Annotated in this window: 22 protein-coding genes; 7 read left to right on the top strand and 15 right to left on the bottom strand. The window is 71.3% G+C overall.

The window, feature by feature from the left end:
• Positions 1-69: 69 nt before the first annotated feature.
• On the bottom strand, positions 70-822 hold the full coding sequence (locus AB0H54_RS05125; protein WP_357342842.1) for an isocitrate lyase/phosphoenolpyruvate mutase family protein: 753 nt from the start codon (positions 820-822) through the stop codon (positions 70-72).
• Between the two features lie 45 nt (positions 823-867).
• Positions 868-1,353 carry a redox-sensitive transcriptional activator SoxR gene (gene soxR / locus AB0H54_RS05120; RefSeq protein ID WP_218717207.1) on the bottom strand — a complete coding sequence of 162 codons (486 nt, stop codon included), beginning with the start codon at positions 1,351-1,353 and terminating at the stop codon, positions 868-870.
• A 134-nt stretch (positions 1,354-1,487) separates the two neighbouring features.
• Between soxR and arcA the strand changes: the two genes are divergently transcribed.
• Positions 1,488-2,729 carry an arginine deiminase gene (gene arcA, locus AB0H54_RS05115; protein WP_357342840.1) on the top strand — a complete coding sequence of 414 codons (1,242 nt, stop codon included), beginning with the start codon at positions 1,488-1,490 and terminating at the stop codon, positions 2,727-2,729.
• Positions 2,730-2,735: 6 nt separating this feature from the next.
• Complete coding sequence (locus AB0H54_RS05110; protein ID WP_357342838.1) at positions 2,736-3,095, top strand: GntR family transcriptional regulator; 360 nt, start codon at positions 2,736-2,738, stop codon at positions 3,093-3,095.
• Positions 3,096-3,101: 6 nt separating this feature from the next.
• Here AB0H54_RS05110 and AB0H54_RS05105 read toward each other — a convergent pair whose 3' ends face one another.
• Positions 3,102-4,679, bottom strand: a complete 1,578-nt coding sequence (locus AB0H54_RS05105; RefSeq protein ID WP_355274613.1) for a phospholipid carrier-dependent glycosyltransferase — start codon at positions 4,677-4,679, stop codon at positions 3,102-3,104.
• A gap of 156 nt (positions 4,680-4,835) precedes the next feature.
• Here AB0H54_RS05105 and rsmI point away from each other — a divergent pair, with 156 nt between their 5' ends.
• Positions 4,836-5,663 carry a 16S rRNA (cytidine(1402)-2'-O)-methyltransferase gene (rsmI, locus tag AB0H54_RS05100; RefSeq protein WP_355273409.1) on the top strand — a complete coding sequence of 276 codons (828 nt, stop codon included), beginning with the start codon at positions 4,836-4,838 and terminating at the stop codon, positions 5,661-5,663.
• A 43-nt stretch (positions 5,664-5,706) separates the two neighbouring features.
• On the opposite strand, the gene AB0H54_RS05095 is transcribed toward rsmI, so the two are convergent.
• The 6 genes from AB0H54_RS05095 to AB0H54_RS05070 form a co-directional block, all read right to left on the bottom strand.
• Positions 5,707-6,834: a glycosyltransferase gene (locus AB0H54_RS05095; protein ID WP_357342836.1), complete on the bottom strand. Its 1,128-nt coding sequence runs from the start codon at positions 6,832-6,834 to the stop codon at positions 5,707-5,709.
• Positions 6,835-6,912: 78 nt separating this feature from the next.
• Positions 6,913-7,905, bottom strand: coding sequence for a GAF domain-containing protein (locus AB0H54_RS05090; protein WP_357342834.1), 993 nt, complete (start codon positions 7,903-7,905; stop codon positions 6,913-6,915).
• A gap of 8 nt (positions 7,906-7,913) precedes the next feature.
• A complete protein-coding gene (locus AB0H54_RS05085) occupies positions 7,914-9,782 on the bottom strand; it encodes an EAL domain-containing protein (RefSeq protein WP_357342832.1) in 1,869 nt (622 codons plus the stop codon).
• A 17-nt stretch (positions 9,783-9,799) separates the two neighbouring features.
• On the bottom strand, positions 9,800-11,950 hold the full coding sequence (locus AB0H54_RS05080; protein ID WP_357342830.1) for an Rv1355c family protein: 2,151 nt from the start codon (positions 11,948-11,950) through the stop codon (positions 9,800-9,802).
• A 309-nt stretch (positions 11,951-12,259) separates the two neighbouring features.
• Complete coding sequence (locus AB0H54_RS05075) at positions 12,260-12,700, bottom strand: AraC family transcriptional regulator (protein WP_355273421.1); 441 nt, start codon at positions 12,698-12,700, stop codon at positions 12,260-12,262.
• On the bottom strand, positions 12,697-13,140 hold the full coding sequence (locus tag AB0H54_RS05070) for a GyrI-like domain-containing protein (RefSeq protein WP_019049207.1): 444 nt from the start codon (positions 13,138-13,140) through the stop codon (positions 12,697-12,699). Before AB0H54_RS05070 ends, AB0H54_RS05075 begins: the two co-directional genes overlap by 4 nt.
• Positions 13,141-13,304: 164 nt before the next feature.
• Between AB0H54_RS05070 and AB0H54_RS05065 the strand changes: the two genes are divergently transcribed.
• Positions 13,305-15,566 (top strand): hypothetical protein, encoded by a 2,262-nt coding sequence (locus AB0H54_RS05065; RefSeq protein ID WP_357342827.1) that lies wholly within the window; start codon positions 13,305-13,307, stop codon positions 15,564-15,566.
• Between the two features lie 2 nt (positions 15,567-15,568).
• On the opposite strand, the gene AB0H54_RS05060 is transcribed toward AB0H54_RS05065, so the two are convergent.
• Positions 15,569-16,498, bottom strand: a complete 930-nt coding sequence (locus AB0H54_RS05060) for an alpha/beta hydrolase family protein (protein ID WP_357342825.1) — start codon at positions 16,496-16,498, stop codon at positions 15,569-15,571.
• Positions 16,499-16,817: 319 nt separating this feature from the next.
• On the opposite strand from AB0H54_RS05060, the gene AB0H54_RS05055 reads away from it, so the two are divergent.
• Both AB0H54_RS05055 and AB0H54_RS05050 read left to right on the top strand, forming a co-directional pair.
• Entirely contained in the window at positions 16,818-18,311 is a 1,494-nt protein-coding gene (locus tag AB0H54_RS05055; RefSeq protein WP_357342823.1) for an MDR family MFS transporter, read from the top strand.
• A gap of 111 nt (positions 18,312-18,422) precedes the next feature.
• On the top strand, positions 18,423-19,421 hold the full coding sequence (locus AB0H54_RS05050; RefSeq protein ID WP_357342821.1) for an amidinotransferase: 999 nt from the start codon (positions 18,423-18,425) through the stop codon (positions 19,419-19,421).
• Here AB0H54_RS05050 and AB0H54_RS05045 read toward each other — a convergent pair.
• Genes AB0H54_RS05045 through AB0H54_RS05035 form a run of 3 tightly spaced genes read right to left on the bottom strand, consistent with a single transcriptional unit; the run spans position 19,418 to position 21,508 of the window.
• On the bottom strand, positions 19,418-20,638 hold the full coding sequence (locus AB0H54_RS05045; RefSeq protein ID WP_357342819.1) for a cytochrome P450: 1,221 nt from the start codon (positions 20,636-20,638) through the stop codon (positions 19,418-19,420). The genes AB0H54_RS05050 and AB0H54_RS05045 overlap by 4 nt on opposite strands.
• The gene (locus AB0H54_RS05040) at positions 20,631-20,864 is read right to left on the bottom strand and encodes a ferredoxin (protein WP_357342817.1); all 234 of its coding nucleotides are present in this window, start codon (positions 20,862-20,864) and stop codon (positions 20,631-20,633) included. Before AB0H54_RS05040 ends, AB0H54_RS05045 begins: the two co-directional genes overlap by 8 nt.
• 8 nt (positions 20,865-20,872) lie before the next feature.
• Positions 20,873-21,508 (bottom strand): DUF4097 family beta strand repeat-containing protein, encoded by a 636-nt coding sequence (locus tag AB0H54_RS05035; RefSeq protein WP_357342815.1) that lies wholly within the window; start codon positions 21,506-21,508, stop codon positions 20,873-20,875.
• Positions 21,509-21,656: 148 nt separating this feature from the next.
• Between AB0H54_RS05035 and AB0H54_RS05030 the strand changes: the two genes are divergently transcribed.
• Positions 21,657-24,797 (top strand): BTAD domain-containing putative transcriptional regulator, encoded by a 3,141-nt coding sequence (locus tag AB0H54_RS05030; RefSeq protein WP_357342813.1) that lies wholly within the window; start codon positions 21,657-21,659, stop codon positions 24,795-24,797.
• A gap of 76 nt (positions 24,798-24,873) precedes the next feature.
• Here the strand turns inward: AB0H54_RS05030 and AB0H54_RS05025 are convergent, their stop codons facing one another.
• Positions 24,874-25,653 (bottom strand): ABC transporter permease, encoded by a 780-nt coding sequence (locus tag AB0H54_RS05025; RefSeq protein WP_355273443.1) that lies wholly within the window; start codon positions 25,651-25,653, stop codon positions 24,874-24,876.
• Positions 25,650-26,594 carry an ATP-binding cassette domain-containing protein gene (locus AB0H54_RS05020; RefSeq protein WP_357342810.1) on the bottom strand — a complete coding sequence of 315 codons (945 nt, stop codon included), beginning with the start codon at positions 26,592-26,594 and terminating at the stop codon, positions 25,650-25,652. The genes AB0H54_RS05025 and AB0H54_RS05020 overlap by 4 nt, the downstream gene beginning before the upstream one ends.
• Positions 26,595-26,775: the final 181 nt, after the last annotated feature.

Genomic DNA, 26,775 nt, shown 5'->3' with positions numbered 1-26,775 from the left:
GCCCCTCTCACCCTCTTGGTGTGTGGGGGGGGGCGCCCGCCGCGCCCCCCCCCCCCCCCACGCCGCACCTCAGTTCCAGGCGGCGAGCAGCTTGCTCGCTTCGGCGCCGAGTGCCGCCTGCAGCAGCGGCCCGAAGCTGATCCGGCCGACGCCGAGTTCGGCGAGATGCGCCCTGGCCGGCGTCCCCGGCTGTGCGATCGCGTTGATCGGCAGCGGCAGTTCGGTGGCGAGCCTGCGCTGGACCTCGTCGGAGTGCCAGCCCACCGGGTACAGCGAATCCGCGCCGGCGTCGGCGGCCAGCCGCAGCCGGGCGATCACCCGGTCGACCCGGTCGGCCTCGTCCCCGTCCTGACGCAGGAACAGATCGGTGCGCGCGTTCACCACGACGTGCACCCCCGCCGCGTCGGCCGCCGCGCGCAGCCCGCCGACCAGCTCGGCGTGCTCCTCGGGCGAGCGCAGCCGCTTGCCCTCGCTGTGCACGGTGTCCTCGATATTGAGCCCGACCGCGCCCGCGCCGAGCAGCCCCTCGATCAGCCGCGCGGGTTCGAGCCCGTAGCCCGACTCGATGTCCACCGAGACCGGCACCTCCACGGCCCCGGTCACCTGGGTGACGCGCGCGAGCAGTTCGTCGAAGGTCATCCCCTCGCCGTCGCTACGCCCGACCGAATCGGCGACCGGATGGCTACCCAGCGTGAGCCCCGAAAAGCCCGCGGCCACAGCGACATTCGCCGACCACGCGTCCCACACGGTCGGCAGCACCACCGGATCACCGGGCTGGTGCAGTTCGAGCAGAGTCTTCGCTTTCGCGTCCAGAGAGGTCATACCCGCGATGATGCCGCACCGCGGCCGCGCGCGCCGTAGACCGAGCTAGACGCACCCCGATCGCGGCGGGCAGTTGAGCTGAACATCGAGCACGCGCGCGCCTGGCCCCTCCGCGCCGAGCCGGTCGTGCTCGTTGACGAGCTTGCACGAGCCCAGCGACAGGCACCCGCAGCCGATGCAACCGGTGAGGTTGTCGCGCAGCCGGGTGAGCTGGGTGATGCGGTCGTCGAGGTCCTCGCGCCAGGTGGTGGACAGCGTCTCCCAATCGCGGCGGGTGGGTGTGCGGCCTTCGGGGAGCCGGTCCAGCGCCGAGCGGATCTCACTGAGTGGGATGCCGACGCGCTGGGAGATGCGGATGAAAGCGACCCGGCGCAGCGTTTCGCGAGCGTAGCGCCGTTGATTGCCACTGGTTCGACGACTCGATATGAGACCTTCACGTTCGTAGAAGTGCAACGCGGACACTGCAACTCCACTACGATCGGATAGCTGCCCGGGGGTCAGCTCCTTCGTTTGCCAATCGGCCGTCGTCATCTGCGCTCCTCCCGTTTTCGCCCTCAACAATACTTGAGGTTTTCGTGGCGTGTACGAAAAACGGGAGGACTCCGCACCCACCGGGTCTGCGGGTCTTCCGTGCCGACGCGCGCTCCGCGGATTACGGTTTCCGCATGGGAACCGCCCCCGACTCGCGCCTGGCCGTCACCTCCGAGGTCGGCACGCTCCGGACGGTGCTGCTGCACCGCCCCGGCGACGAACTGCGCAGGCTCACCCCCAGCAACAATGATCAGCTGCTCTTCGACGGCATCCCCTGGGTCGAACGCGCCCAAGCCGAGCATGATTCCTTCGCCGCCCTGCTGCGCGAACGCGGCGTGGAAGTCCTGCTGCTGTCGGACCTGCTCGCCGAAACGCTCGAGGTGAGCGGCGCGGCCAGGATCCAGGGTATCTCCGCCGCCGTCGACGCCCGCAGGCTGGGCCACGGCCTGGCCGATCAGCTCGCGGCCGAGCTGCGCAAGGTCGAGGCCCGCGAGCTCGCCGACATCCTGATGGCCGGGATGACCTTCGACGAGCTGCCGTTCGGCCCGGACACCACCTCGCTGGTGCGCCGGATGCACCACGGCGGCGACTTCGTCATCGACCCGCTGCCCAATCTGCTGTTCACCAGGGACTCCTCGTTCTGGGTCGGCCCCAAGGTCGCGATCACCTCGCTCGCGCTGCCCGCCCGCATCCGCGAGACCTCGATCACCGATCTCGTCTACGCCTTCCATCCGCGCTTCCTCGGCGTGCGCCGCGCCTACGAATCGCACACCGCGCCGATCGAGGGCGGTGACGTGCTGCTGCTCGCGCCGGGCGTGGTGGCGGTCGGCGTCGGCGAGCGGACCACCCCCGCGGGCGCGGAAGCGCTGGCGCGCAGCCTCTTCGACGACGACCTCGCGCACACCGTGCTGGTGGTGCCGATCGCGCAGAACCGCGCGACCATGCACCTGGACACCGTGTGCACGATGGTCGACACCGACGCGGTGGTGATGTACCCGGGCGTGCGGGAAACCCTGCGGGCGTTCACGATCCGCCGCGAGGACGGCTTCTCCGGCCGCGGCGACCTGGACCGGATCAGCATCACCGGACCCGAACCGTTCCTGCCCGCCGCGGCCGCCGCCATGGGCATCGCGAACCTGCGGGTGATCGACACCGGCCGCGACGGGCCGACCGCCGAACGCGAGCAGTGGGACGACGGCAACAACACGCTGGCACTCGCGCCCGGCGTCGTGGTGGCCTACGAGCGCAACGAGATGACCAATTCGCGGCTGATCGACGCCGGTGTCGAGGTGCTCACCATCCAGGGCTCGGAGCTGGGCTCCGGCCGGGGCGGTCCGCGCTGTATGTCCTGCCCCCTGGCCCGAGACGAGGTGTGAGCGAGCGTGTTCCACGTCGAGCTGTCCGCCGATTCCGCCCAACCGCCCTACGAGCAGTTACGCATGGCCGTGATCGAACAGGTCCGCGCGGGCACGCTCACCGCGGGCACCAAGATCCCGACCGTGCGCGCCCTGGCCGCCGACCTCGGCATCGCGCCGAACACCGTCGCCCGCGCCTACCGGGAACTCGAAGCCGACGGCGTGCTCGAGACCCGGGGCCGCCAGGGCTCGTTCATCGCCTCCTCCGGCGACCCCACCCGGGACATCGCGGGCCGCGCCGCCGTCGACTACGTGACGACCATCCGGCGGCTGGGCCTGCCCGACGCCGATGCCGTCACCTTCGTCCAGCGCGCGCTGGACAGCTGACCCGGGCTAGCGCCAGCTCGGGAGCCAGAGGTGGTCCTGCCAGCTGGCCGGACTGATCGGCTGGGCCGTGAGAATCGGCCACAGCCAGACGAAGTTCGCGATCACCAGGCCCAGATAGATGCTGACGATCAGCAGGCCCAGGGCGTAGCGCTCGTTCACCGGGGCTGGGAGATAGGTGCCGGTGGGACTGCGGGGTATCCCCGCCGGCCGGGCCGAACCGAGGATGTCACCGAGGATCAGCGCGACGCCCATCGCCAGGAACGGCGCCAGGACGACCGCGTAGAAGAAGTACATCTGCCGGTCCAGGGTCAGGAACCAGGGCAGCAGGCCCGCGCCGTAGCCGACCAGCACCGCCGCGTAGCGCCAGTCCTTGCGCACCACCGAGCGCCACAGCATCCAGCCGAGCGCGGGCAGCGCCAGCCACCACAGCGCGGGAGTGCCGACGGCCATCACGGCCTTGACGCACTGCGACTCGCCACAGCCGGTGACGGTGCCGTCGGCGTAGTAGTAGAGCATCGGGCGCAGGCCCATCGGCCAGGTCCACGGCTTGGATTCCCACGGGTGATGGTTGCCCGCGGAATTGGTCAGGCTGGAATGGAAGTCGAGGGTCTCGCCCTGGTAGTACCAGAGCGAGCGCAGCGCGTCGGGCAGGAACGCGAACGGTCCGCCGGTGCCGACCTGATTGCCGACCGCGTACCGGTACACCCCGGACTCGCTGGCGAACCAGGCCCAGTACGAGGACAGATACACCACCAGCGGAATCACGACGAGCGCGTACAGCGCCGGACCGACATCGCGGACCAGCGTGCCGACCCACGGCCTGCGCACCCCGTACGCGCGCCGCGCGCTGACGTCGAAGGCCACGCTGAGCAGGCCGAAGAACATGATGAAGTAGATGCCCGACCACTTGGTGCCGCAGGCCAGCCCGAGCAGCACGCCCGCGCCGAACCGCCACCAGCGCACGCCGAGTCGCGGTCCCCAGTCGGTGATCCCGACCCGGCCCGCCAGATCCGCGCGGGCCAGCCGTGCGCGCACGTCGTCGCGGTCGACGATGAGACAGCCGAAGGCGGCGGTCACCAGCAGCGCCATGAAGATGTCGAGCATGCCGATGCGGGAGGAGACGAAGGTCAGCCCGTCGGCGATGAGCAGGATGCCGGCGAACGCGCCGATCAGCGTCGAGCGCGACATGCGCCGCACGATCCGGATCACCAGCAGGACCAGGACGGTGCCCGCCAGCGCCGCCGTGCCGCGCCAGCCCCAGGCGTTGTAGCCGAACAGCGCCTCGCTGATCGCGATGAACTGCTTGCCGACCGGCGGATGCACCACCAGGCCGTAGGCGGGGTTGTCCTCCACGCCGCCGCCGGTGACCATCTGCCAGGCCTGCGGCGCGTAGTGCTTCTCGTCGAAGACGGGGGTGCGCGCATCGGTCGGATAGTTCAGGTTCGCGAACCGGGTGATGGCCGCGATCGCGGTGAGTACCAAGGTGACCGCCCAGCCGCGGGCGGTGTCGAGCGGGCCGAAATCCGGCGTCGGTCGCAGCGGAGCCGGACCGACCAGCACGGAGGCGGGCCGTGACGGTGGCATCGCACGCGTTTCGGTCACCGGGATCACGCCCCGATCGTAGGCGGTGCGCCCAGTGAAGTCCGACCCGACACTTGTCCCCCTCCTCCGATGCGCGAACCGGCGGGGCGCGCGCGCCTGACAGAATGACCCAAACTACCGGAGAGGCTGGACGACACTGTGTTGGTCTTAGCGGCTACGCCGATGGGCGACATCGGGGACGCGTCCCAGCGACTGCGCGACGCGCTCGGCTCGGCCGATGTGGTCGCCGCGGAGGACACCCGCCGGACCAAATCGCTGGCCAAGGCGCTGGGCGTGGAGATCACCGGCCGGGTGGTCAGCTTCTACGACCACGTCGAAACCGCCCGTATCCCCGCCCTGCTCGACGACCTCGCCAGCGGCCTGACCGTGCTGCTGGTGACCGACGCGGGCATGCCGTCGGTCAGCGACCCCGGCTATCGCCTGGTCGCCGCCGCCGTCGAGCGCGATCTCCCGGTCACCTGCCTGCCGGGCCCGTCCGCGGTCACCACCGCGCTCGCGCTGTCCGGGTTGCCGGTCGAGCGGTTCTGCTTCGACGGTTTCGCGCCGCGCAAGGGTGGTCAGCGCCGGGAGTGGTTGCGCACCTTGGCCGCCGAACAGCGCGCGTGCGTCTTCTTCGAGGCGCCGCACCGGCTGGCCGACTGCCTGGCCGACGCGGTCACCGTCCTCGGGCCCGACCGGCGCGCGGCCGTCTGCCGGGAACTCACCAAGACCTACGAGGAGGTCGTGCGCGGCACGCTCGGCGAGCTCGCCGCCTGGGCCGTCGAGGGCGCGCGTGGGGAGATCACGGTGGTACTCGCCGGGGCCCAGCCGGTCTCGGCCGATCCCGCCGATCTCGTGGCCGAGGTGGAGGCCCTGGTCGAGTCCGGCCTGCGGCTCAAGGACGCGTGCGCCGAGGTCTCGGCGGGGCGTGGCGCTTCCCGGAAAGACCTGTACGAGGCGGTCCTGGCCGCCCGCAGCGAGAGCTGAGCCGCCGCGCGGCTCCGCCCGGGTCGGCGAGTTCCGCACCGGCTCAGCGATCGAGGACGGCGAGCATGCCCGCGACGGCCCGCGGCCAGGTGAACTGTTCGGCGCGGGTGCGGGCCGCTTTGCGGCGGCCCGAGGTGGGCATGGCCAGGACGTCGGTGACGGCCTGGGCGAAGGCGCGGGGGCGGTCGGCGGCGATGGCTCCGCATTCGGCGGTGACGATGTCGGCCAGTGCCGAGGAGCGGCTGGCGACGACCGGGGTGCCGGCGGCCAGTGCCTCCAGGGCGGCGAGGCCGAAGGTCTCGTGTGGGCCGGGGGCGAGTGAGACATCTGCGGTGGCAAGCAGTTTCGCGACCATGGACCGGTCGCTGATGAAGCCGGTGAAGTGGACCGACGGCGCGCCGCCGGGCAGGGCGGGCAGGGTGCGGGCGCGGCGTTCGAGCGATTCGCGGCGCGGGCCGTCACCGGCGACGACCAGCCGGGCGGGTAGCCCGGCGCGATGCAGCGCGCCCACCGCCTCGATGCTGCGGTCGACCCGCTTCTCCACCGACAACCGGCCGCAGTGCACCAGCAGCGGATGCCCCTCGACCCCCAGGTCGGCGCGCAGCCTGCGGTCGCGGCGGCGCGGACTGAACAGGTCGAGGTCGACGCCGAGCGGCACCAGTTCCACATTGGGGGCGCCGATACGCTGGAACTCCTCGCGCGCGAAGTCGGTCGTGCACACCACCATGTCGTAGTCGTCGGCGGTGCGGCGGTTGGCCACGTCGGCGCACCGCCGCGCGGCGGGCCCCGGCAGGAACTGCCCGAGCAGCCGATCGAGCCGCTCGTGCGAGATCATCACGCTCGCCACCCCGCGCCGCCCGGCCCACCGCCCGAACCCGCGCAGCGTGAGCCGATCCGACACCTCGAGCACATCGGGCCGCAGCCCACCGAGCACATCGGCGACCCGCCGCGGATCGGCCGCGCGATACCCACCGGTGAACGGAATCGCCACCGCGGGCAGGGTGATCCGCAACGCCCCGGTCGGCAGCACTTCCTCACCGCGCCGCGCCCCCGGCACGATCAGCACCACCTCGTGCCCCGCCGCGACATACCCCTCCCCCAGATGGTGCAGGGCGGTGCGCAACCCACCCGATCGCGGGCCGTAGAAATTGGCGAGCTGCACGATGCGCACTCGCCGATCGTCCAGCCGCGCGGGTTACCCACGGAACCGGGCCGTGGAACAGCGCGTGAACAGCGGCGAAAGAAGCGGCTAACCGGGTTCGGGTGGGTCGTCGGACCAGACGCGGAGGAGGCCGTGGCCGGTGGCGGCGGTGGTGATGGTGACCAGTTCGGCGTTGGCGCGGATCCAGGGGGTCTCGGCGAAGCGGACGCGGAGGGCGAGGCGGCGCGACGTGCCGGGGTGGTGGGCGACGTCGGCGCAAGCGGCGCGGAGGGCGGCGAGGTCGATCGGGTCGACCGTGGGGCGTTCCACCGCCCAGCGGTCCAGTGGGGGTGGCGGGTCGCCCGCCCACTCGTAGATGAGGCCGCTGGACAGCAGGATCAGGCCGACGCCGACGCCGCTGTGCTGGGAGACCGCGCGCAGCATCGTGATGTCGGGGTCGACCGCCGCGGCGTCGTCGTCGAGTTCCGGGATGGCGTGCATCAGGGCGCTCACCCGGCGCGGGCCGGGGCGGGCCCTGGTGATCATCTGGAACCGGCGCGGGCACTCGTCGTCGCCGAGCATGTCGACCTGGCCCTGCCAGCGTCCGCCCGGTACCAGCTCGGTGGCCATGGCGAAGTACTCGACCCGGCCGTCGAAGCGGACCATCCGGCCGAACGCGTCGGGCGGGGTGCGGATCACCCGCACGTGCTCGGGTTCCCTGGCGAAGACGAGTTCCTCCAGGCCGGGACCGTGGTGGGCCAGCTCGGTCACCGAGTCCCAGTCCCAGGCCGCGACCCGGCGGCGGGGCCGCACCGGCTCGTCGACCGGGCCGGTCCAGACCTGCACGCCGTGGACACCGCCGAACGCGCACCGCACGGGCTCGGTGAGCACCAGGGTGTCACCGACTACATCGCGGGTCGATGCACCGCGCTCCTGGCACCGCCGCACCGCCTCGCGCAGCAGCCGCGCCCTGGCCGTCCCGATCGCGCGCGGCCACCGCGACGGTGGGAGCCAGTCGCGCGCGTGCGCGTCCACCGCGACCAGCGTCGGCGCGAGATCCTCGGCGAGGGTCTCCACCAGCAGCCATCCGCCTGCCGACATCACCGCGATCAGCTCGGCGCCACGCCGCGTCCCGCGCGGGGCAGATCGAGGTCGAGGGGGATGCGTCCTTCCCGCAGTTGCGCTTCGACTTCCTCGGCGGGCATCGGCCGGGCGATGAGAAAGCCCTGCGCGCGGTAGCAGCCGAGGCCGACCAGGGTCCTGGCCGCCATCGGCGTCTCGACGCCCTCCCCGACCACGCCGAGCCCGAAGGACCCGGCCAGGCCGATGATCGACTTCACGATCGCCAGGTCGTCGTTGCTGTCGCCGAGGCGCTGCACGAAACCGCGGTCGATCTTGACCGCGTCGACCGGCAGGGCCTTGAGGTGCGAGAGCGAGCTGTAGCCGGTGCCGAAGTCGTCGATGGCGATCTGCACGCCCATCCGCTTGAGCCCGCGCAGGGTGAGCCGGGTGCGCACGAGATCCTGCACGACCACGTGCTCGGTGATCTCCAGGCAGACCGAGCTGCCGTCGATCCCGAACAGCCGCAGGATGTCCTCGATCCGCTCTACGAAATCGGCGCTGACCAGCTGCACCGGCGACACATTGATCCGGATCACCACATTGGCGGCCAGCCCGCGGCGGCGCCAGTCGGCGAATTGCGAACAGGCCGACCGGATGACCCAGCGCCCCAGCTCACCGGCCAGATTGGTGGCCTCGGCCACCGAGACGAACGCGCCGGGCGGCAGCAGGCCGCGGGTGGGATGCTGCCAGCGGACCAGCGCCTCCAGCGCCACGATCCGGCCGGTACGCAGGTCGACCTCGGGCTGGTAGTGCAGCACCAGCGAGCCGTCGGACACCGCGCTGCGCAGGTTGAGTTCCACGTCGTCCTGGAGTTCGAACTGCGCGCGCATGGCGTCGGTGAACACCGCGACCCCGTTGCCGCCGCCCGACTTCGCCGACAGCAGGGCGTGATCGGCGCGGCGCAGCACGTCCGACACCGAGGTCTCGCCCGGAAGGCCGAGCGCCACACCGACGCTCACCCCGCGGCTGACCGATTCCTGCCCGACCGACACCCGGCGGCCGATCAGCTGCTGGATCCGGGTGGCCTCGAGTTCGGCGGCCACCGCGTCCATCGGCGCGGCGGGCACGATGACGAACTCGTCGCCGCCGAGCCGGGCGATCATGTCGCCGGGTTCCAGGTTCTGTTTGAGCCTGCGCGCCAGCGTGCGGATGAAGTTGTCGCCCGCGCTGTGGCCGAGGAAGTCGTTGAGTGCCTTGAGCCGGTCCAGGTCGAGGAAGAAGGTGGCGATCGGGCCGGGTTCACCCGCGCGCAGCCGCTCCTCCATGTACTCGAGCAGGGCGCGGCGGTTGGCCAGGCCGGTCAGGTCGTCGTGCAGCGCGATGTAGCGCAGCTTCTCCTCGGCGACCACGCGCGCCTGCAACTGAGCGAACAGCGCGGCGATGGCCTTGAGCACGTTGAGTTCCCGCTTGGACCACGCCCGGTCGCCCATCTTCACGAAACCGAGCACACCGGTCGACTCGCCGCGCGAGACCAGCGGCACGCAGGCCATGGCCACCTCGGGAATGCCCGAGGACTTGCGGATCGTCTCCTGGTAGTCGGCGCTCTCGCCGCCCGGCCGCACGATCAGCGGCTCGGTGGCGAACTCGAGGGCGCGGAACACCGAATCCGCGTGTTCGAACTCGACCGTGTGCAGCGGGTCGGGGTCGGGGACCTCGGGGCGCCGCGGCCATTCCGCGACCAGCACGGTCGCGCGCTTGGCGCGATCGGTGTGGCGCAGATAGCTGACGTCGACGTCGAAATGATCGACGAGGGAGGCGAGCACCCGCTCGCTCGCCGCCACCATGGTCGTGGCGTCGACACCCATCAACTCGGAGGCGACCTGCGTCACCAGTGAGTCGAGCGTTTGCCGAGGCACGTTGTCTCCGATCCGCGCTATCCGTCGTTCCTACTGCCGGGCACCGGCAACCGTCGACTGCGAACGCTCGCAGCCGCGGCGTAGCTCAGACGAAGAACCAATGCCACGTTCTCATCCTCAGGGATCCCCAGCAGGTCCTGGAAAAGCCTCTGAATGTTGGCAAGTGTATCTGTGAACTCGGAAGAAACGATGCGCAAATCCTCGCGCCGGTCGGCATAGAGGAACACCGGGGACACCGGCTGCACCGCCAGCCCCAGTAGTTGCGCCCGTAGCCACACCCTTTCCACTGCGGCACCGGCCATCGCGTAGTCGGCAAGATCAGGCGTACCCCCTGCTCGCGCGCGGAAACCGATCGCGACCAGAGCCGAGCTCGAGCGCACCCGATCGACGGTGAATTCACCCAGCGCGGTGCCCGCCGACCACTCGCGCAGCCGGTCCATCACATCGGTGCGCCTGCCGACCTGGAGCTTGGCCAGTTCGTCGGGCGCCGGGTCGAGCGTGCGCACGTCGATGCCGGTGCGGACATCCTCACCGGGCCAGCGCAATTCACCGTAGAGCTGCTGGTGCAGCTGCGGCGTGAGGTAGCGGACCCGATCGCTGGCGCCGAGCAGCGCCGCGGCCTCGGCCAGCGCCTCGACCCCGGTGATCGCGTGCACGGTGGCGCCCTCGGCCGCGGCGGCGGTGCCCAGGGCGGGCACCACGGTGCCGGGCAGCGGCGCGACGTCACCGAGCCTGCGATTGGTGTGCCTGGCCAGCGCGAGCGGGTAATCCGCGGCCAGATCGGCGTCGGTCCCCGCGCGCAGCCGCAGCCGGGCGAGCAGGGGGCCCGCCGGATCGTCGACGCGCAGCTCCGGCTCGCCGAGCAGGCCGTGCGCGGCCGCGGCGGCGCGGGCGTTGTGCAGCGCGGCACCCACCGCGACGGCGCTGCCGCGCAGGCCGATGTCCATCGCGGTCGAACCGGCCGGGTCGAGGGCGATCTCGATCAGGTCCGCGGTACCGCGCAGCCGCCACGGCTGCACATTGCCGCCCGAGGGCGCGCGCTGGGCGCAGGCCAGGATCGCCGCGACCGGGTCGGCGGGCGGCGGTTCGTCGGCGGGCGGCTCGGGGGCCTGGTCGACGCCGTCGTCGAGGTAGCCGGGTTCGGCGAGGGAGTCCAGCGCCGCCTCCAGGTCGACGCGGGTCCGGCCGGAGGACAGCTTGGCGCCGAGCCCGATCCGGCGCACCGCCGCGGTCACGATGGCCGCGCCCAGCTGCACGTCACTGCCCAATTGCGGCCAGGTGGTGATCGTTTCGCCGATCTCGGCCAGGCTGGCCGCCATCCGCGAGGACAGCTGGCCCGGGTCGAGGATGCGCAGCACGTGCGGCGCCTTCCCCTTGGTGTCGAGGTCGGCCAGCTGGGCGCCGGTGGTCGTGCCGAGCAGCCCGTGGAAGGGTTCGCGGCCCGGTTCCAGGTCGTAGCGCTCGACGTCGAAGAGCCCGCGGTCGCTGGTGTCCATCAGCAGCGGGATCCGGTGCCTGCGGGCGGCCTCGCGGACCGCGAACTTGATGTCGAGCGAATCGCATTCCTCGACGACCACCGAGAGCCCGTCGAGGAATTCGTCGGCGGTGTCGGTCAGCACGCCGGCGGACCAGATCTCCACCGGCAGGAAGGGGTCGAGCTCGGCGATCCGGCGCGCGGTGACCACGGCCTTGTTGACGCCGACGTCGAACAGCCCGCCCGGCACCCGGTTCAGGTTCGACAGCTCGATGGTGTCGAAGTCGGCCAGCCGCAGCAGCCCGCACGCGCCCTCCAGCGCCAGCGTGTACGCGACGGAGTGGCCGACACTCTGCCCGACCACGCCGACCGTCAGCCCGGCGAGGCGCTGCTGTTCGGCCCTGGTGAGCTTGTTGCGGTTGCGGTCGGAGCGGATCACCTGGAAGGCCGCGGGGCCGAGGATCGCGACGAGCGCGTGCCGCCACGGGTAGTAGACCCACCGTTCCTCGTCGGGGTCGAGCCCCGGCGGCAATCCGGTGAGCTGAGCCAGCTCGGCGCGCAGGCCCGCGCGCAGGTCGTAGGTGCCGATGCCGGGCGCCGCGGCGAGCTGCCGCAGGGTTGCCGCATCGGTGGGGTCGGTCGGATCGAGCACGAGGGGGCGGTGGTCCGCGGCAGGCGGGTCCGGTTCGGTCATCTACGGATCCGACCCACGAACCGCGCCACCGCGTCCCGACCGGCGCGACGGTGAACGCGCCGCAACCTCTTCTCGTTGCGCGCTGCTTCGACAGCCATCGTGTTCCTAGCTCCGTGCTACGCGCCCGCGCGCGGTCGGCGTCCTACCGATGCCGACTGGTGCAGTATCCGTCATCCGCAACGTTTGCACCAGACGAGTGGCTATTTTTCCGATAACCGTCCGAGACGGTTGAAATAACCGCAGCTCAGAAGGGGTGTGAATACGGAAGCCCCCGAGATCCAGACCGATCGGTTCGAATCCGGCTAACCGTCAGCTATCGACTGTGATCGAAACGAACAATTCTACGGTGTCCGGGCCGTGCCAGACCTCGATCTCCTCGCGATAGGCCCGCGAAATCTCCGCCGACGCCGTCGCGTCGTCGACCTGGGCCCAGACATCCTCGACCGGATCGTGGTAATCGCCGTTGGGAGCGAAGCGGGCGTAGATGCCCTTGGGCACCCGCACCATCAGGTCACCGACCGGCACGTCGTCGGGCGTCGCGTACTCGCGGGCCACCAACGCGTTCCAGTTGCCGGCCGGATCGGGGACGTAGACGGTGTGCAGCGGCTCGCGCCCGCCGGGGCGGTCGCGCAGGCGGTCCTTGAGGAACTCGATCAGGTCGCTGTTGCTCACCTTGAAGCTCGGATGGACCCGCGGCACGGCCAGGCCGCCGTACAGTGCGCCACCGCGCACCACGATCGTGTAGCTCATCGCGGATCGACCGCCAGGTACAGGTCGATCTTGTACGCGTGCGGGTAACACTCGAAATCGCCGGTGAAGGTGCGCTTGATCTGGTTGTGCTCCTCGGCGTAGGCGATCTGGGTCCACAGATCCGTCATCACCTGGGGAAAGTTACCGACCGAGGAGAAGCGCGCGTAGGTGCCGCGCGGCAGCCGCGCCGCCAGATGTCCGCGGGTGACCTGATCCAGCGACGCGCACTGGTAGCCGACGATCTGGGTGTTGTAGGTGCTCAGCTCACCGGTGTAGTCGGTGTAGGCACTGGCCAGCGGGCCGCCCAGATCCTGGTGCAGGACGGCCGACCACGCGGCTTCGAGATCCCGGTCGCGCAGCTCTCCGAGCGCGCGCTTGGGACTGCGGACCGGCAGACCGGCCACCCATGTCTCGTCCCGCTCGACGATTTCGAACTGCATTGATGACTCTCTCGAAGGGTCGGCTCGGTGGGGCCATGCTACCAACTTCGCGCTCGACAGCCACGACACACCGAGTTGTGCTTACCCCAACCTAACCACACCTGAGCTGGTCAAACGTCCACCACCACGCCGCGACACCCCGGCTTATTGTCGGATTCACCTGAATGCCCTATGCTCCCGCGCTCGTGTGGGTACGCGCGGCGCTCGAACCGCGAAAACAAGTGGTGCAGTGGGCGATCGTCGTCGTGATCGCGGTACTGGCCGGGTATATCGCGGTCTTGCTCGGCGACTCGCGGCACTTCTACACCGACGACACCGAGGCGCAGTACGTGCCGATGTGGCAGCTGCTGGGCAACGAACTCAGGGCGGGCCGGTTCCCGGCGATGGTGCCGTGGGAGTGGATGGCGGGCAACTACAGCCTCGAGGAGGCCGGGCTCTACAACCCGCCGCAGCTGCTGGTCTACCTGCTCGCGCCCTCGTTCGACGATCTCGCGCTGTACGCGACCGCGGTGAAGCTGGTGTTCTCCACGATCGCGGCGCTCGGCGTGTTCCGGATCTGCCTGGCCTACGGCGCCCGCGCGCCCTGGGCCGCCGTGGCCGGGGTGGCGTTCCCGTTCAGCGGCTGGTTCCTGTTCTTCGACGAGGCCAGCTGGTTCACCTCGCACACCGGCACCGCCTGGCTCGTGCACGCGTGGGCCTCGGCCGTGCTCTACGCCAGGGGCCGCTCGGGACCGATCCCACTGTTCGTGTTCCTGTACCTGGCGCTGACCATCCAATACGCCTTCCCCGCCGTCGAATCCGGCCTGATGATCGCCGCCGTCGCCGCCGGCGAGTTCCTGTACCGGCGCCGCTGGGCGCCGGTGCTGCGGCTGCTCACCGTGTCCGGTCTCGCGGTGGCCGCCTCGATGGTCGCCAACCTGCCGATCCTGCTGTCCTCGCAGGCCACCTGGCGCGGCGACGTCTCCACCATCCACAACGACCCGTTCCTGACCGTGCCGTGGTCGGAATCGCTCAATGCCAGCCTGCCGAGCACGGTGCCCGCGTTCACCGCGTGGTGGGGCCACGTGCAGCCGCTGCCGATGGTCTACATCGCCTGGTTCGTGATCCCGGCGCTGGCGTTCATCGACTGGAAGGCCGCCGCGCGCACCGCCGCCGAATGGAGCGGGATCGCGCTGTTCGCCGTCGCCGCGCTGATGTGGACCGCCGGACCCGGCGCGATCGGCCCGCTGCGCTGGCCCGCCCGGGTGCTGCCGATGCTGGCGATCGCCCTGCTGGTGCTGGTCTGCGTGCTGCTGAGCCGCCACGGGGTGTTCGCCTCGTCCCGGCGCCGGTACTCGGCCGCGGGCGCGCTGATCGGCCTGCTGTTCATCCGGTCGTTCTCGGCCGCGCCGAAACTGCTCGAACGGCATCTGATCGCGGTGGTCTTCGTGGTCGCGCTCGGCGCCGGCGTCCTGTGGCTGGCCAGGAATCGCGGGATCGGCGCCGCCGCCGCGCTGACCATCGTCGCGACCTTCCCGATCGCCTTCGTCCAGGTGGCCGCCGCCCCCGCGACGCCGCTGTCGTACGGCTTCCCCGAGCGGCGCTCCGAGATGACCGCCGCGTTCCCCGACTTCGGCGGTCGCACACTGCAACTGGCCGACCGGATCATGGTCCGCGACGAGGACCGCACGCTCGCGGCGACCTACGGCTCGATCGCGCTCGGCAGCTACGCCAAGAACCTCGGCCTGCAGTACGTGAACGGCTACACCCCGGTCGGGCACGCGGCCTTCGCCGGGCTGCTGTGCATGGCCTGGGACGGCGGCACCTGCCCCGACGCGTATCGCCGGGTGTTCGCGGTCGAGCCGTCGACCGATACCCCGGTCGTCGACCTGATGCGGATGGATCGCGTCGTCCTGCAGCGGGCCCAGTACCCCGACGCGGGCGAGAAGCCCGCGCCGCCCGGCTGGAAGTTCGTCCACTACCCCGGGCACGAGCAGCAGATCTGGGTGCTGGAGCGGGTCAATCCGCTGCCCTCGCCCGGCGACCTCATCGCGCACGAGTCGGGCGTGCACGCCACCGTGATGCCGGAGGCGGGCCTGACCAACCGGGCCACCGTCTCCTCGGGCACCGGCGGCCGGATCGTGCTGGCCCGCCTGGCCTGGCCCGGCTACACCGCGAGCCTGGGTGACCGGGAGATCCCCGTGCGCGCCGTCGCGGGCACCTTCGTCGCCGTCGACATCCCGCCCGGCACGCACAACGCGCAGCTCACCGTCACCTGGCGGCCGCCTGGCCTGGCGATCAGCTTGACCAGCGCGCTGCTGGCGGTGCTCGGGATCGGGCTGCTGCAGTGGTGGTTCCGGCGCGGCGGGCGCGAGCCCGAGCTCGACCCGGTCGTCGACGACGCCGCCACGCCGCAGGCGCAGCGCCCGGTCGCCGTCGAGGCCTGAGCTCAGGCGCCGATGGCGGCGGCCAGGTGCGGCCACGCCTCGTGCAGGTCGGCCTGGAACTGTCCCCAGGTGTGCGCGCCGGTCGGCCGGTGGACGTAGGTGGCCGGGATGCCGAGCTGCCCGAGGCGACCCGCGAAGGCCGCGGTGCACGCCCCCGCGATCGTCTCCAGCGGCGGCATGGGGAGCCCGCGGTCGGCCGCGCCGGGCAGGCCGGTGGCGGCCGACAGGAAGATCGTCTTGCCCGCCAGCGCGCCCGCGTTGGCGAAGACGTCGTGTTCACGCCAGACCGCGCCGCCCGGAACGCCCCACATGTTGCCGGGATTGCCGCCGCCGCGCGCCGCCTGCGCGCTGACCATCGTGATACCGAGTGGGTCGGCCGCCCAGGGGCAGCCGCTCAGCGCGGCCACCGCGGTGAAGCGGGAGCCGCCGCGGATGGTCAGGTCCAGCGCCGACGACGCGCTCATCGACACGCCCGCGATGGCATTGCGCCCGCTGGTGCCGAGCGCGCCGTCGATCACGCCGGGTAGCTCCTCGGTCAGGTAGGTCTCCCAGCGGGCCCGGCCGACGCCGGGATCGTCGGCGATCCAGTCGGTGTAGAGCGTGAACGCGCCGCCGACCGGCATCACCACGTTGACGTGCTTGTCGGCGAAGAAATCCCGCACATCGGTGTTGTCCCACCAGGAGATCCCGTCGGCGCCGCCGCCGGCGCCGGTCAGCAGGTACAGCGTCGGCGCACCCGCCCCCGCCGCCGCGAGCACCCTGTTCTGGATCACCCGGCCCATCGCGGGCGAGTACACATCGAGCTGAGCGGCCCGCCCACCCAGCGGCGCCTCCCCCGCCACATACGCCCCCGGATCGGCCTTCGCCTGCACACCCCCCAGCGAAGCGACGATCGCGCACACCACAGCAAGCCACAGTCTCGATGCAGTCACCCTTCCGGTATACCCCTCGGAATCACGGCGCACACGTGGTCACACCCGCCCCATCTGTCACAGGTTCCAGACAGTGACGAGGGTCACGCATGAGCTGATCGATGGTCCAGATTCTGCCCCCAGCTGCGGTTTCGCGCGCCACCATAGAGCCCTGAACGGCGAAAACAAGGTGATTTGTGTCAGAGGTGAACGGAATACTGGCCCGCGCCCGATGAGTTGGACCGACGGACTCCGTCTTCTCTCACGTGGTGCCGGGACACAGCCGACCCGGCATCGGGGCACCGCACGCCCAGCCGATCCCGCTCCTGGAGGTACCCCGATGCCCGCCGAACTAACCCCGCCGACGACGAAAGGCGGGACGCCGACCGTCATCCGGGTGCTGGTGCTCGCGACCTTCGTGGTGATCCTCAACGAGACCATCATGATCAACGCCATCCCGCGGCTGATGAGCGATCTGCACGTCACCGAGGTGGCCGCGCAGTGGGTCTCCACCGCCTTCATGCTGACGATGGCCGCGATCATCCCCACCACCGGCTGGTTCCTGCAGCGGGTCACCACCCGCCAGGCCTACGCGATCGCGATGGGCGTCTTCATCGCGGGCACCGTGCTCTCGGCGCTCGCGCCCACCTTCACGGTCCTGCTGATCGGCCGGATCATCCAGGCCGGCGGCACCGCGGTGATGATGCCGCTGCTGATGACCACCCTGATGACCGTGGTGGCCGAGCAGGATCGCGGCCGGGTGATGGGCAACGTCACCCTCGCCATCTCGGTCGCGCCCGCGATGGGCCCGGTCATCTCCGGGCTGATCCTGCAGATCGACGTCCCCGCGATCGACTCGTGGCGGCTGCTGTTCGTGGTGATGCTGCCGATCGCCGGTGTGGTCACCTGGCTGGGTCTGCGGCAGCTCGAGAACGTCGGCGAACCGCAGCCCGGTGTGCTCGACATCCCCAGCGTGCTGCTGGCCGCGCTCGGCTTCGGCGGCCTGGTGTTCGGCCTGAGCAAGTTCCACAGCGGCAACTACGCCACCCCGGCGCTGATCGTCGCGGGCGGCGCGCTGCTGATCGCCACGTTCGCCTGGCGTCAGATCCGGTTGCAGCGCACCGGCACCCCGCTGCTCGACCTGCGGGTGCTGCTGTCGGGCACCTACGCCAAGGCGCTGGTGCTGATGGCCATCGCGTTCCTGGCGATGATGGGCTCGATGATCCTGCTGCCGCTGTACCTGCAGAACCTGCGGCACCTGAGCCCGCTGGAGACCGGTCTGCTGGTGATGCCGGGTGGTCTGGCCATGGGTCTGCTCGGCCCGACGGTCGGCCGACTGTTCGACAAGTTCGGCGGGCGCCTGCTGGTGATCCCCGGCTCGATCGGCATCGCCGTCTCGCTGGCGGGCTTCACCCAGATCTCGCTGACCATGCCGTACTGGCAGCTGCTCGCCCTGCACATCCTGCTGATGATCTCGCTGGCCGCCGCCTTCACCCCGGTGTTCACGCTGGGTCTGGGCGCGCTGCCGATGCACCTGTACTCGCACGGCAGCTCCATGCTGGGCACCCTGCAGCAGGTGGCCGCGGCCTTCGGTACCGCGCTGGTGGTGACGATCATGTCGGCCCGCAGCACCTCGCTCATCGCCGAGGGCACCGACCCGGTCACCGCGAGCCTGGACGGCATGCGCCTGGCCTTCGCGGTCTCGGCGGGCCTTGCGCTGATCGTGATCGCCATGGCGGTCCTGCTGCCGAACCGCTCGGCGGGTGACCCGCACGGCGCCCACACGCCCGAGGTCGCCGACGAGCCGGAGACGCCGCAGCTGGTCAAGAACTGAGTCATCGCTGGTAGCAAGCCCCCGGTCGCCGCGCGCGGCCGGGGGCTTTCTTCGGTCGGCCCGGCGTTGCGTGCCACGATCCGGCGCCGCGGGCGGGTTAGGTTCGCTCCCATGGTCGCCGACGCATCGCGGGTACGCGTGGACAGTGAGTTCGCTCCGCTGCGCACGGTGGTGGTGTCCCGCAGCGAGTTCCGGGCACCGGCCGACGCCGCGGTCTTCGGGCACACGCTGCCGGTGGAACCCGGTGCGGTGGAGATCCTGGACGCGGTGTGGGGCAAGGACTTCGGCGAGGTCTACCCGGACAAGCAGCGGGCCTGGGAGGCCGAGCGCGCCGAGCTGACCGCGGTCTTGCGCAGATACGGCGTCGAAGTGCTGCGCCCGCGCCTGTTCACCGATGCCGAGAAGGCGGCGACCGGACCGGCCGGCTACGCCAACTTCTTCGTCCGCGACCCGTGGTTCACCGTCGGCGACCACGTCATCGAGGGTGTGCTGCAGTTCCCGCACCGCAGGGCGGAGGTGCTCCCGAGCCGGGAGCTGCTGCTGGACCGGGTGCTGCCGTCCACCGCGCGCTATGTCTCGCTGCCGCAGCCGGAGATCGTCGCGCCGGGGCAGGCCGGGCCGGGGCCGTTTCTCGAGGGCGGCGATGTGCTGGTCCTCGGCGATCAGGTCTTCGTCGGCTGCTCGGGGATGGCCACCAACGAGCTGGGCTACCGCTGGCTCGCGAAGTACCTGGAGCCCTTCGGTTTCACCGTCACCCTGGTCCGGCTGCCCGCGCACGTCCTGCACCTGGACTGCGCGCTCGGGCTGGTCCGGCAGGGCCTGCTGATCGCCTGCCCCGACCGGCTGCCCGACGGCCTGCCCGCCCCGCTGCGCGGCTGGGACATGATCGAGGTCGACGAGGACGAGGCCGCCGCCATGGCCACCAACGGCCTGCCCATCGACGCCGACACCTACATCACCGACCCGGAGTTCGCCCGGGTCGGTGACGCGCTGAAGGAGCGCGGCGTCATCGTCGAGTACATCGATTTCTCGGTCTCGCGCCTGTTCGGCGGCGCCTTCCGCTGCTCCACCCAGCCCCTGCTGCGCGCCCAGGCCGCCACGCACCGCTAGCGATCGGTCCAGCTGACCGGCAGGGCGTGCACGCCGTAGATGTTCATGTCGGTGCGCAGCCGCACCTCCCCGGCGGGCACGGCGAGCGCGAGGGTCGGAAAGCGGCGCAGCAGGCCGGCGAAACCGGCGCGCATCTCGATGCGGGCCAGCTGCTGGCCGAGGCACTGGTGGATGCCGTGGCCGAAGCTCGTGTGGCCCCGCGCTTTCCGGTGGACGTCGAGGGTATCGGGATCGTCGAAGCGCAGCGGGTCGCGGTTGGCGGCCAGCAGCGAGACGACGACGGTGGACCCGGCGGGAATCGTCTCGCCGCACAGTTCGATGTCCTCGGTGGCGTAGCGATAGAAGATGTCGGCGACCGACAGGTAGCGCAGCAACTCCTCGACGGCATCGGGAACCAGCTCCGGGTCCGCGTGCAGCAGGGCCAGCTGCTCGGGGTGCTCGAGCAGCGCGAAAGTGCCGAGCGCCAGCATGTTCGCGGTGGTCTCGTGCCCGGCGAGCAGCAGCAGGAAGGCGATCCCGGTCAGCTCCTCGATGCTCAGGTCGTCGTGGCGGGCCAGGTCGGACAGGATGTCGTCGCCGGGCTCGGCCCGCTTGCGCTGCACCAGTTCGGCCAGGTACATGTTCATCGCGCCGAACGCGGCCATCTTCTCCTCCAGCGTCTGGTCCTTGACCAGGAACTGGGCGGAGTTGGCCTGGAAGTCGGCCCGGTCTTCGTAAGGGACGCCGAGCAATTCGCAGATCACCAGCGAGGGCACCGGCAGCGCGAAGGCCTGGACCAGGTCGACGGGCGGGGTCAGCCGCGCCATCTCGTCCAGCTGCCGCTCGGTGATCTCGACGATGTGCTCTTCGAGCTGCTTCATCCGCTTGACCGTGAAGGCGCCGGTGAGCTTGCGGCGCAGCCGGGTGTGGTCCGGCGGGTCCATCGCGACGAACAGGCCGGGGATCTGCGGGGACGGCTCGGTCGCGACCGGCATGCCGGGGGTCTCGTAGGGCACGTGCACGATGCCGAGGTCCTGGCGGGAGCTGAACCGGGTGTCGGCCAGCAGCCTGCGCACCGCCTCGTACCCGGTGACCAGCCAGCCTTCGTGCCCGTCCGGGAAGATCAGCGGGCTGACCGGCCGGGCCGCGCGCAGCCGGGTGATCGCGCGGGGCGGATCGAAGGGGCCGGCGTCACGGTCCAGGGGCAGGCCGTGCGGGACGGGAATGGTGTCACTCATTGTCTTTCCTTGTCGGAGAGGAGGATTCACGGGAGACGAAGGTGATCGCTCCCGACGGGCACAGCAGGACGGCCTCGTGAACGGCCTGCTCCCACTCGGCCGCGCGGGTGGTGGCATGCGCGAGAACGCGACCGTCGTCGGGGTCCTGGTCGAAGACGTCGGGAGCGGTCAGCGCGCACATGCCCGCGCCGATGCAGCGCTCCCGGTCGACCCGCAGTTCCAGCACGGCCGGGCTCAGACGGCGGCGGTGTGCCGGATGACGATGTTGCCCAGCGCGTTCCGCGCGGACACCGTGACGGTGTCGCCCGACGGCGCGACCGGCGCCAGCAGGTTGCGCACGCTGCCGACCGTCGCCGCGGTCTCCAGCCGCACCGCGCTGCCGGGACGCACGCCCACCTCGACCTCGCCCACCGAGGTCTCCAGCCGGAACTCGCCGCGGGTGGCCTCGCCGATGCGGATATCGCCCTTGGCGGTCTTCGCGGTGACCGAGCCCAGCGGACGCTCGACGACGATGTCACCGAGGGACACCGTCAGGTCGCACTCGCCGAGTTCGCCCGCGCCGAGCAGGCGGCCCACCCCGGCGGTGCCGGTGAACCGGGAGCCGGTGGGGACCTCGATGGTCACCTCGATCGAGGGGTTGCCGCCGAAGGGGGTGTAGGTGCGCCAGTTCTTCGGCGTCGTCACCGTGAGAACGCCGTCGGCGCACTCGACCCGGGTCTGCTCGGCGGCGCGCACGTCGGCCTTCTTGGCCGCGTCGGCGGGCCGGATCTCGACGACGGCGTCGCCGCGATCGGCGGCGACGACGGTGACGCTCGCGGACAGGACGTCGACGGTGACGGCGATCGGCTGCGGGGTCTGGAAGGTGTACATGCGAATCTCCTGGAGATCGGGGCTCCCGGTGGGGGCCGCGTCGTTGATGGGACTACTGTCGCGAGCCCGCCTGACACCGACCTGACACCGACCTGACGCCCCCGCTGACGCGTATCCGGACCGGCGACCAGTTGACGCGCGAGGCACAATGGGCCGGGTGCAGATCGGGATATTGGGGCCGCTGGAGATCCGGACGAAGGACGGTGGATCGATAGCGGTACCGGGCGCCCGGCTGCGGGCGCTGCTCGTCGCGCTGGCCCTGGAACCCGGCCGCGCGGTGTCGAAAGAGCGCCTGGTCGACTGGATCTGGGGCGAGCAGCCGCCCGCCGACGCGGCGAACGCCCTGCAGGCGCTGGTCTCCCGTCTGCGCCGGGTGCTGCCCGACGGCGCCATCGACGTGCAGGCCGGCGGCTACCGGCTGACGGTGGCGCCCGACGCCGTCGACGCGATCCGGTTCGAGCAGCTCGTCGACCGCGCGCGCGGCGGCGACGACGCGCACCGGGCCCGGCTGCTGAGCGAGGCCACCGATCTGTGGCGCGGCGACCCGATGCGCGACCTCGGCGACAGCGCGGCCGTCGACGCGGTGATCACCCGCTTCGACGGGCTGTACCTGGCCGCCCTGGAGGACCGCTACGAGGCGCAGATCCAGCTGGGCGACGGCGCCGACCTGGTCGCCGAGCTGACCGAGCTCGTGGCCAGGCATCCGGTGCGGGAGCGACTGGTCGCGGCGCTGATGCGCGCCCTCGGCGCGGCGGGCCGGGCGCCCGAGGCGCTGATCGTGTACCAGCGCGCCCGGACCGCTCTGGCCGACGAACTGGGCGTCGACCCGTCACCGGAGCTGTCGGCGCTGCACGTCGCGCTGCTGCGCGGCGAGGTCGGCGCGCGGCCGCAGGAACGCACGACCAACCTGCGCGCGGAACTGACCACCTTCGTCGGCAAGGACGCCGATATCGCCGTGGTCCGCGAACTCATCGCCGAGCACCGGCTCACCACCCTCACCGGCCCCGGCGGCTCGGGCAAGACCCGGCTGGCCGTGGAGACCGCGCGAACCATGCTCGGCGACCTGCCCGACGGCGCCTGGCTGGTGGAACTGGCCGCCGCCGACGCCAACGGCGACCTGGCGCAATCGGCCCTGGCCGCGCTCGGCCTCCGCGACGCGCTGCTCGGCAGCTCGCCGAACGCCGAACCGATGGACCGGCTCGTCGCCGCGATCCGCGACCGCGAGACCCTGCTGATCCTGGACAACTGCGAGCACGTGATCGAGGCGGCCGCGACCTTCGCCCATCGGATCCTCGGCGAGTGCACCCGGCTGCGCATCCTGGCGACGAGCCGGGAACCGCTCGGCATCACCGGCGAGGCGCTGTGGCAGGTGCGGCCGCTGACGTTGCCCGGCGCGGTGGCCGATCCGCGCGAGATCGAGTCCTCCCCCGCCGTCGCCCTGCTGCGCGACCGGGCGAGCGCGGTGCGCACCGACCTCGGCACCGATCCGGACACCTGGGCCACCATGGCGCGGGTCTGCCGGGCGCTCGACGGCATCCCGCTGGCGATCGAGCTGGCCGCGGCCCGCCTGCGCACCATGTCCCTCGACCAGCTCGCCCACCGCCTCGACGACCGGTTCCGCCTGCTGACCGGCGGCAGCCGGACCGCGATCGCGCAGCACCGGACCCTGCGCGCGGTGGTCGACTGGAGCTGGGAACTGCTCAGCGACGCCGAACGCCGGGTGCTGTCCCGGCTCGCGGTGTTCGCCGGTGGCGCGAGCCTGGAAGCGGCCGAACAGGTCTGCGCCGGCGACACCGTCGAGCAGTGGGAGGTGCTCGACCTGCTCACCGCGCTGACAGAAAAGTCGCTGCTGGTCGTCACCGAGGACCCGGCCCCGCGCTACCGCATGCTGGAGACGATCAAGCAGTACGCCGCCGACCGGCTGGTCGAAGCCGACGACGCGGAGCAGGCCCGGCGAGCGCACCTGGACTACTTCACCGGGCTGGCCGCAACCGCCGAGCCGCACCTGCGCCGCGCCGAGCAGCTGACCTGGCTGACCGTCCTCGGGGCCGAGCACGACAACCTCGCCCTGGCGATGCGCGGCGCGCTCGCGAGCGCGGACGCCGCGGCGGCGATGCGGCTGGCCGGGGCCGCGGGCTGGTACTGGTGGCTGGGCGGGCACAAGGGCGAGGGCACCGAGCTGGTCATCGCGGCCGCCGAACTGCCCGGCGAGGTCGACGACGAGACCAGGGCGCTGGTGTACGGGCTGGTCGTGCATTTCGTCACCTCGGGCCGCAACGACGAACAGCAGGTCGCGGAATGGATCCGCAAGGCGCACCGATTCGGCCGCGATGCGATCGGCAGCCATCCGGCGCTGCGGTTCACCGCCGCGCTGGAGCGCATGCTGGGCGGCCCGGACGAATACCTGCCCGCCTTCGAATCGGTCCTCGGCGACGATGATCCGTGGGCGCGCGCACTCGCCCGGCTCCAGCTGGGCAAGCTGCGCACCGTACTCGGGCACAGCGGACCGGAGCCGGACGAGTATCTCGCGCAGGCGCTCACCGAATTCCGCGCGCTCGGCGAACGCTGGGGCATGTCGTTCGCCCTCACCGAGCTGGCCAACCGGACCGCGATGCGCGGCGAATTCGCCGACGCCGTCGTCCTTCTCGACGAGGCCGTGGCGGTGGTGACCGAGGTCGGCGCGATCGAGGACGTGGTCGCGATGCGGGCGCGCCAAGCGCAGCTGCACTGGCTGCTCGGCGATCCGGACGCCAGCGCGGGCGCGCTCGCCGAGGCGCAACGCTGCGCCGATCTCAACGGCTGGCCCACCGCGCTGGCCGAAGTTGCCCTGGCGCGTGCGGAACTGGCCCGCTGGAGTGGCGACCCCGCCCTCGCGCACGGGCAGATCGTCCGCGCGCGGACCCTGCTCGGCGCCGACGCCGAACAGCCGAATGTCGGTGCGATGGTGGAGATCTCGCTCGGCTACCTCGCCGACGACCTCACCGAGGCCGCGAATCACTGCGACGCCGCGTTCCGTTCGGCGACGGCGGCGGGCCACGCGCCCCTGCTGGCCTACGTCCTCGTCGGGATCGCCGACCTCGCGGTGCGCACCGACCAGTACGAACAGGCCACGCGGCTGCTCGCGGCCGGCACCGCGGCGCGCGGACTACCCGATCACTCCCATCCCGACGTGGCCAGGATCGAGCGGATCGCCCGAGATCGCCTCGGCGACACGGCCTTCACCGAGGCGATGCGCGAAGGCGCGGAAGCCGACCGACCGGCCCTGGTCGCGCTCACCCTCACCCGGTGACCACAGCCGACATCGCCTCGGTGACCACATGGTCACCGAGGCGATGAGGAGCTGAGCCGGGCCGCGCCGAGACCGGTCACGCCCGCTTGGTGAAGGTCGCCCGCGACCACAGGTAGCCGACGACCGCGAAACCCGCGCACCAGGCCAGTGCCGCCCAGGTGTGGCCCGCCGAGGGGTGGCCGGTCAGGAAGCCGCGCACCGACTCGATGATCGGAGTGAACGGCTGGTACTGGGCGAACTGCCGGACGCCCTGGCCCATCTTGTCGGCGGGCACGATCGCGCTGCTCACGAAGGGCAGCATGATCAGCGGCACCACCGACATGCCCGCGGCCTCCGGGGTTTTGGCGGCCATGCCGAGGGCGACGGTGAGCCAGGCCGCGGCGAAGGCGGTGGCCAGCAGCACCCCGAGCGCGCCGAGCCACTGCGCCGCGGTCGCCGGCGAGCGGAAGCCCAGGGCGAACCCGACACCGAGCACGGAGGCGATGGCGACCACATTGGTCAGCATGCTCGCCGCGACGTGGCCGGTCAGTACGGCGCCCCGGGAGACGTCCATGACCTTGAACCGGTTGATGACACCGGTGGTCATATCGGAGCTCACCGACACCGCGGTGCCGGACAGGCCGTAGCTGATGGCCAGCATGAGCATGCCGGGCACCGCGTAGTCGATGTAGTTCTCGCCGACATCGAAGGCGTCACCGAAGACGTAGACGAAGATCAGCATCATCACCACCGGCATCAGGGCCGCGTTGAAGATGGTGACGGGCGAGCGGGTGATGTGGGTGAAGTTGCGGCGCAACATGACCGACGAATCGAACAGCGCGGCGGACAGGGTGCTGGGTGCGGTGGTGGTGCTCATCGGGCTTCGGCCTCCGTGGTGGGGTGCCCGGTCAGGGCGAGAAAGACGTCGTCGAGGTCAGGGGTGTGCAGGGAGACCTGCTCGGCCTCCAGGGCGTGGGCGGCGAGCCGATCCAGCAGGGCCCGCAGGGATTTCGAGTCACCGTCGCCGGGGACGTTCAGGGTCAGCGCGTCCTGGTCGGGGGTGGCGCCGGGCAGGATCCGCGCGGCCGTGGCCAGTTCGGTGGCGTCGGCGAAGCGCAGCCGGACGTGGCTGCCCGGGATGCGGCGCTTGAGCTCCTCGGCGGTGCCCTCGGCCACGATGCGGCCCTGGTCCAGTACGGCGATCCGGTCGGCCAGCTGGTCGGCTTCCTCGAGGTACTGGGTGGTGAGGAAGATCGTCACGCCATCGGCGGTCAGCTCGCGCACGATCTCCCACATGGTGCGCCTGCTGCGCGGGTCGAGTCCGGTGGTCGGCTCGTCGAGGAAGACGATCTCGGGCTTGGTCACCAGGGTCATCGCCAGGTCCAGCTTCCGGCGCATGCCACCGGAGTAGCTCGCGGCCGGCTTGCCCGCCGCTTCGACCAGGTCGAAGCGTTCGAGCAGCCCGGCGATCACCCGCTTGCCCGCCGGACCGCGCAGGCGGTGCAGGTCGGCCATGAGTTTCAGGTTCTCCGCGCCGGTCAGCAGGTCGTCCACGGCCGCGAACTGGCCGGTGACGCCGATCGCCTTGCGGACGGCCTTGGTCTCGGTCGCGAGGTCGTGGCCTGCCACCCTGGCGGTGCCGCCGTCGGCGGTCAGCAGGGTGGTCAGCACGTTGACCGTGGTGGTCTTGCCCGCGCCGTTGGGGCCGAGCAGGGCGAAGATCGTGCCCGCGTCGACCCGGAGGTCGATGCCGTCGAGGACGGTCTTGTCCCCGTATGCCTTGCGCAGCCCGGAGGCCGCGATCGCTGTGTTGTTCATGACGATCACCGTCGCCGGTGCAGCTGATACCGGGCTGACACCGCCCTGACATCCCCGCTGACGCCATCGGCGGCGGCCGTGCCAGTGGCATGTCAGTCCGGCGTCAGGTCGGCGTCAGCGCAGGCGGCGACGGTGGTTCTCGTGAACAGCACCGCCTTCGCCGCCCCGCCCCTGCGTCCCG

The organism is Nocardia sp. NPDC050718 (genome assembly GCF_040654235.1).
In the GTDB taxonomy this organism is placed as follows: domain Bacteria; phylum Actinomycetota; class Actinomycetes; order Mycobacteriales; family Mycobacteriaceae; genus Nocardia.
Note: the sequence above shows the minus strand (reverse complement) of the source record. Positions and strands in the feature narration are given on the sequence as shown.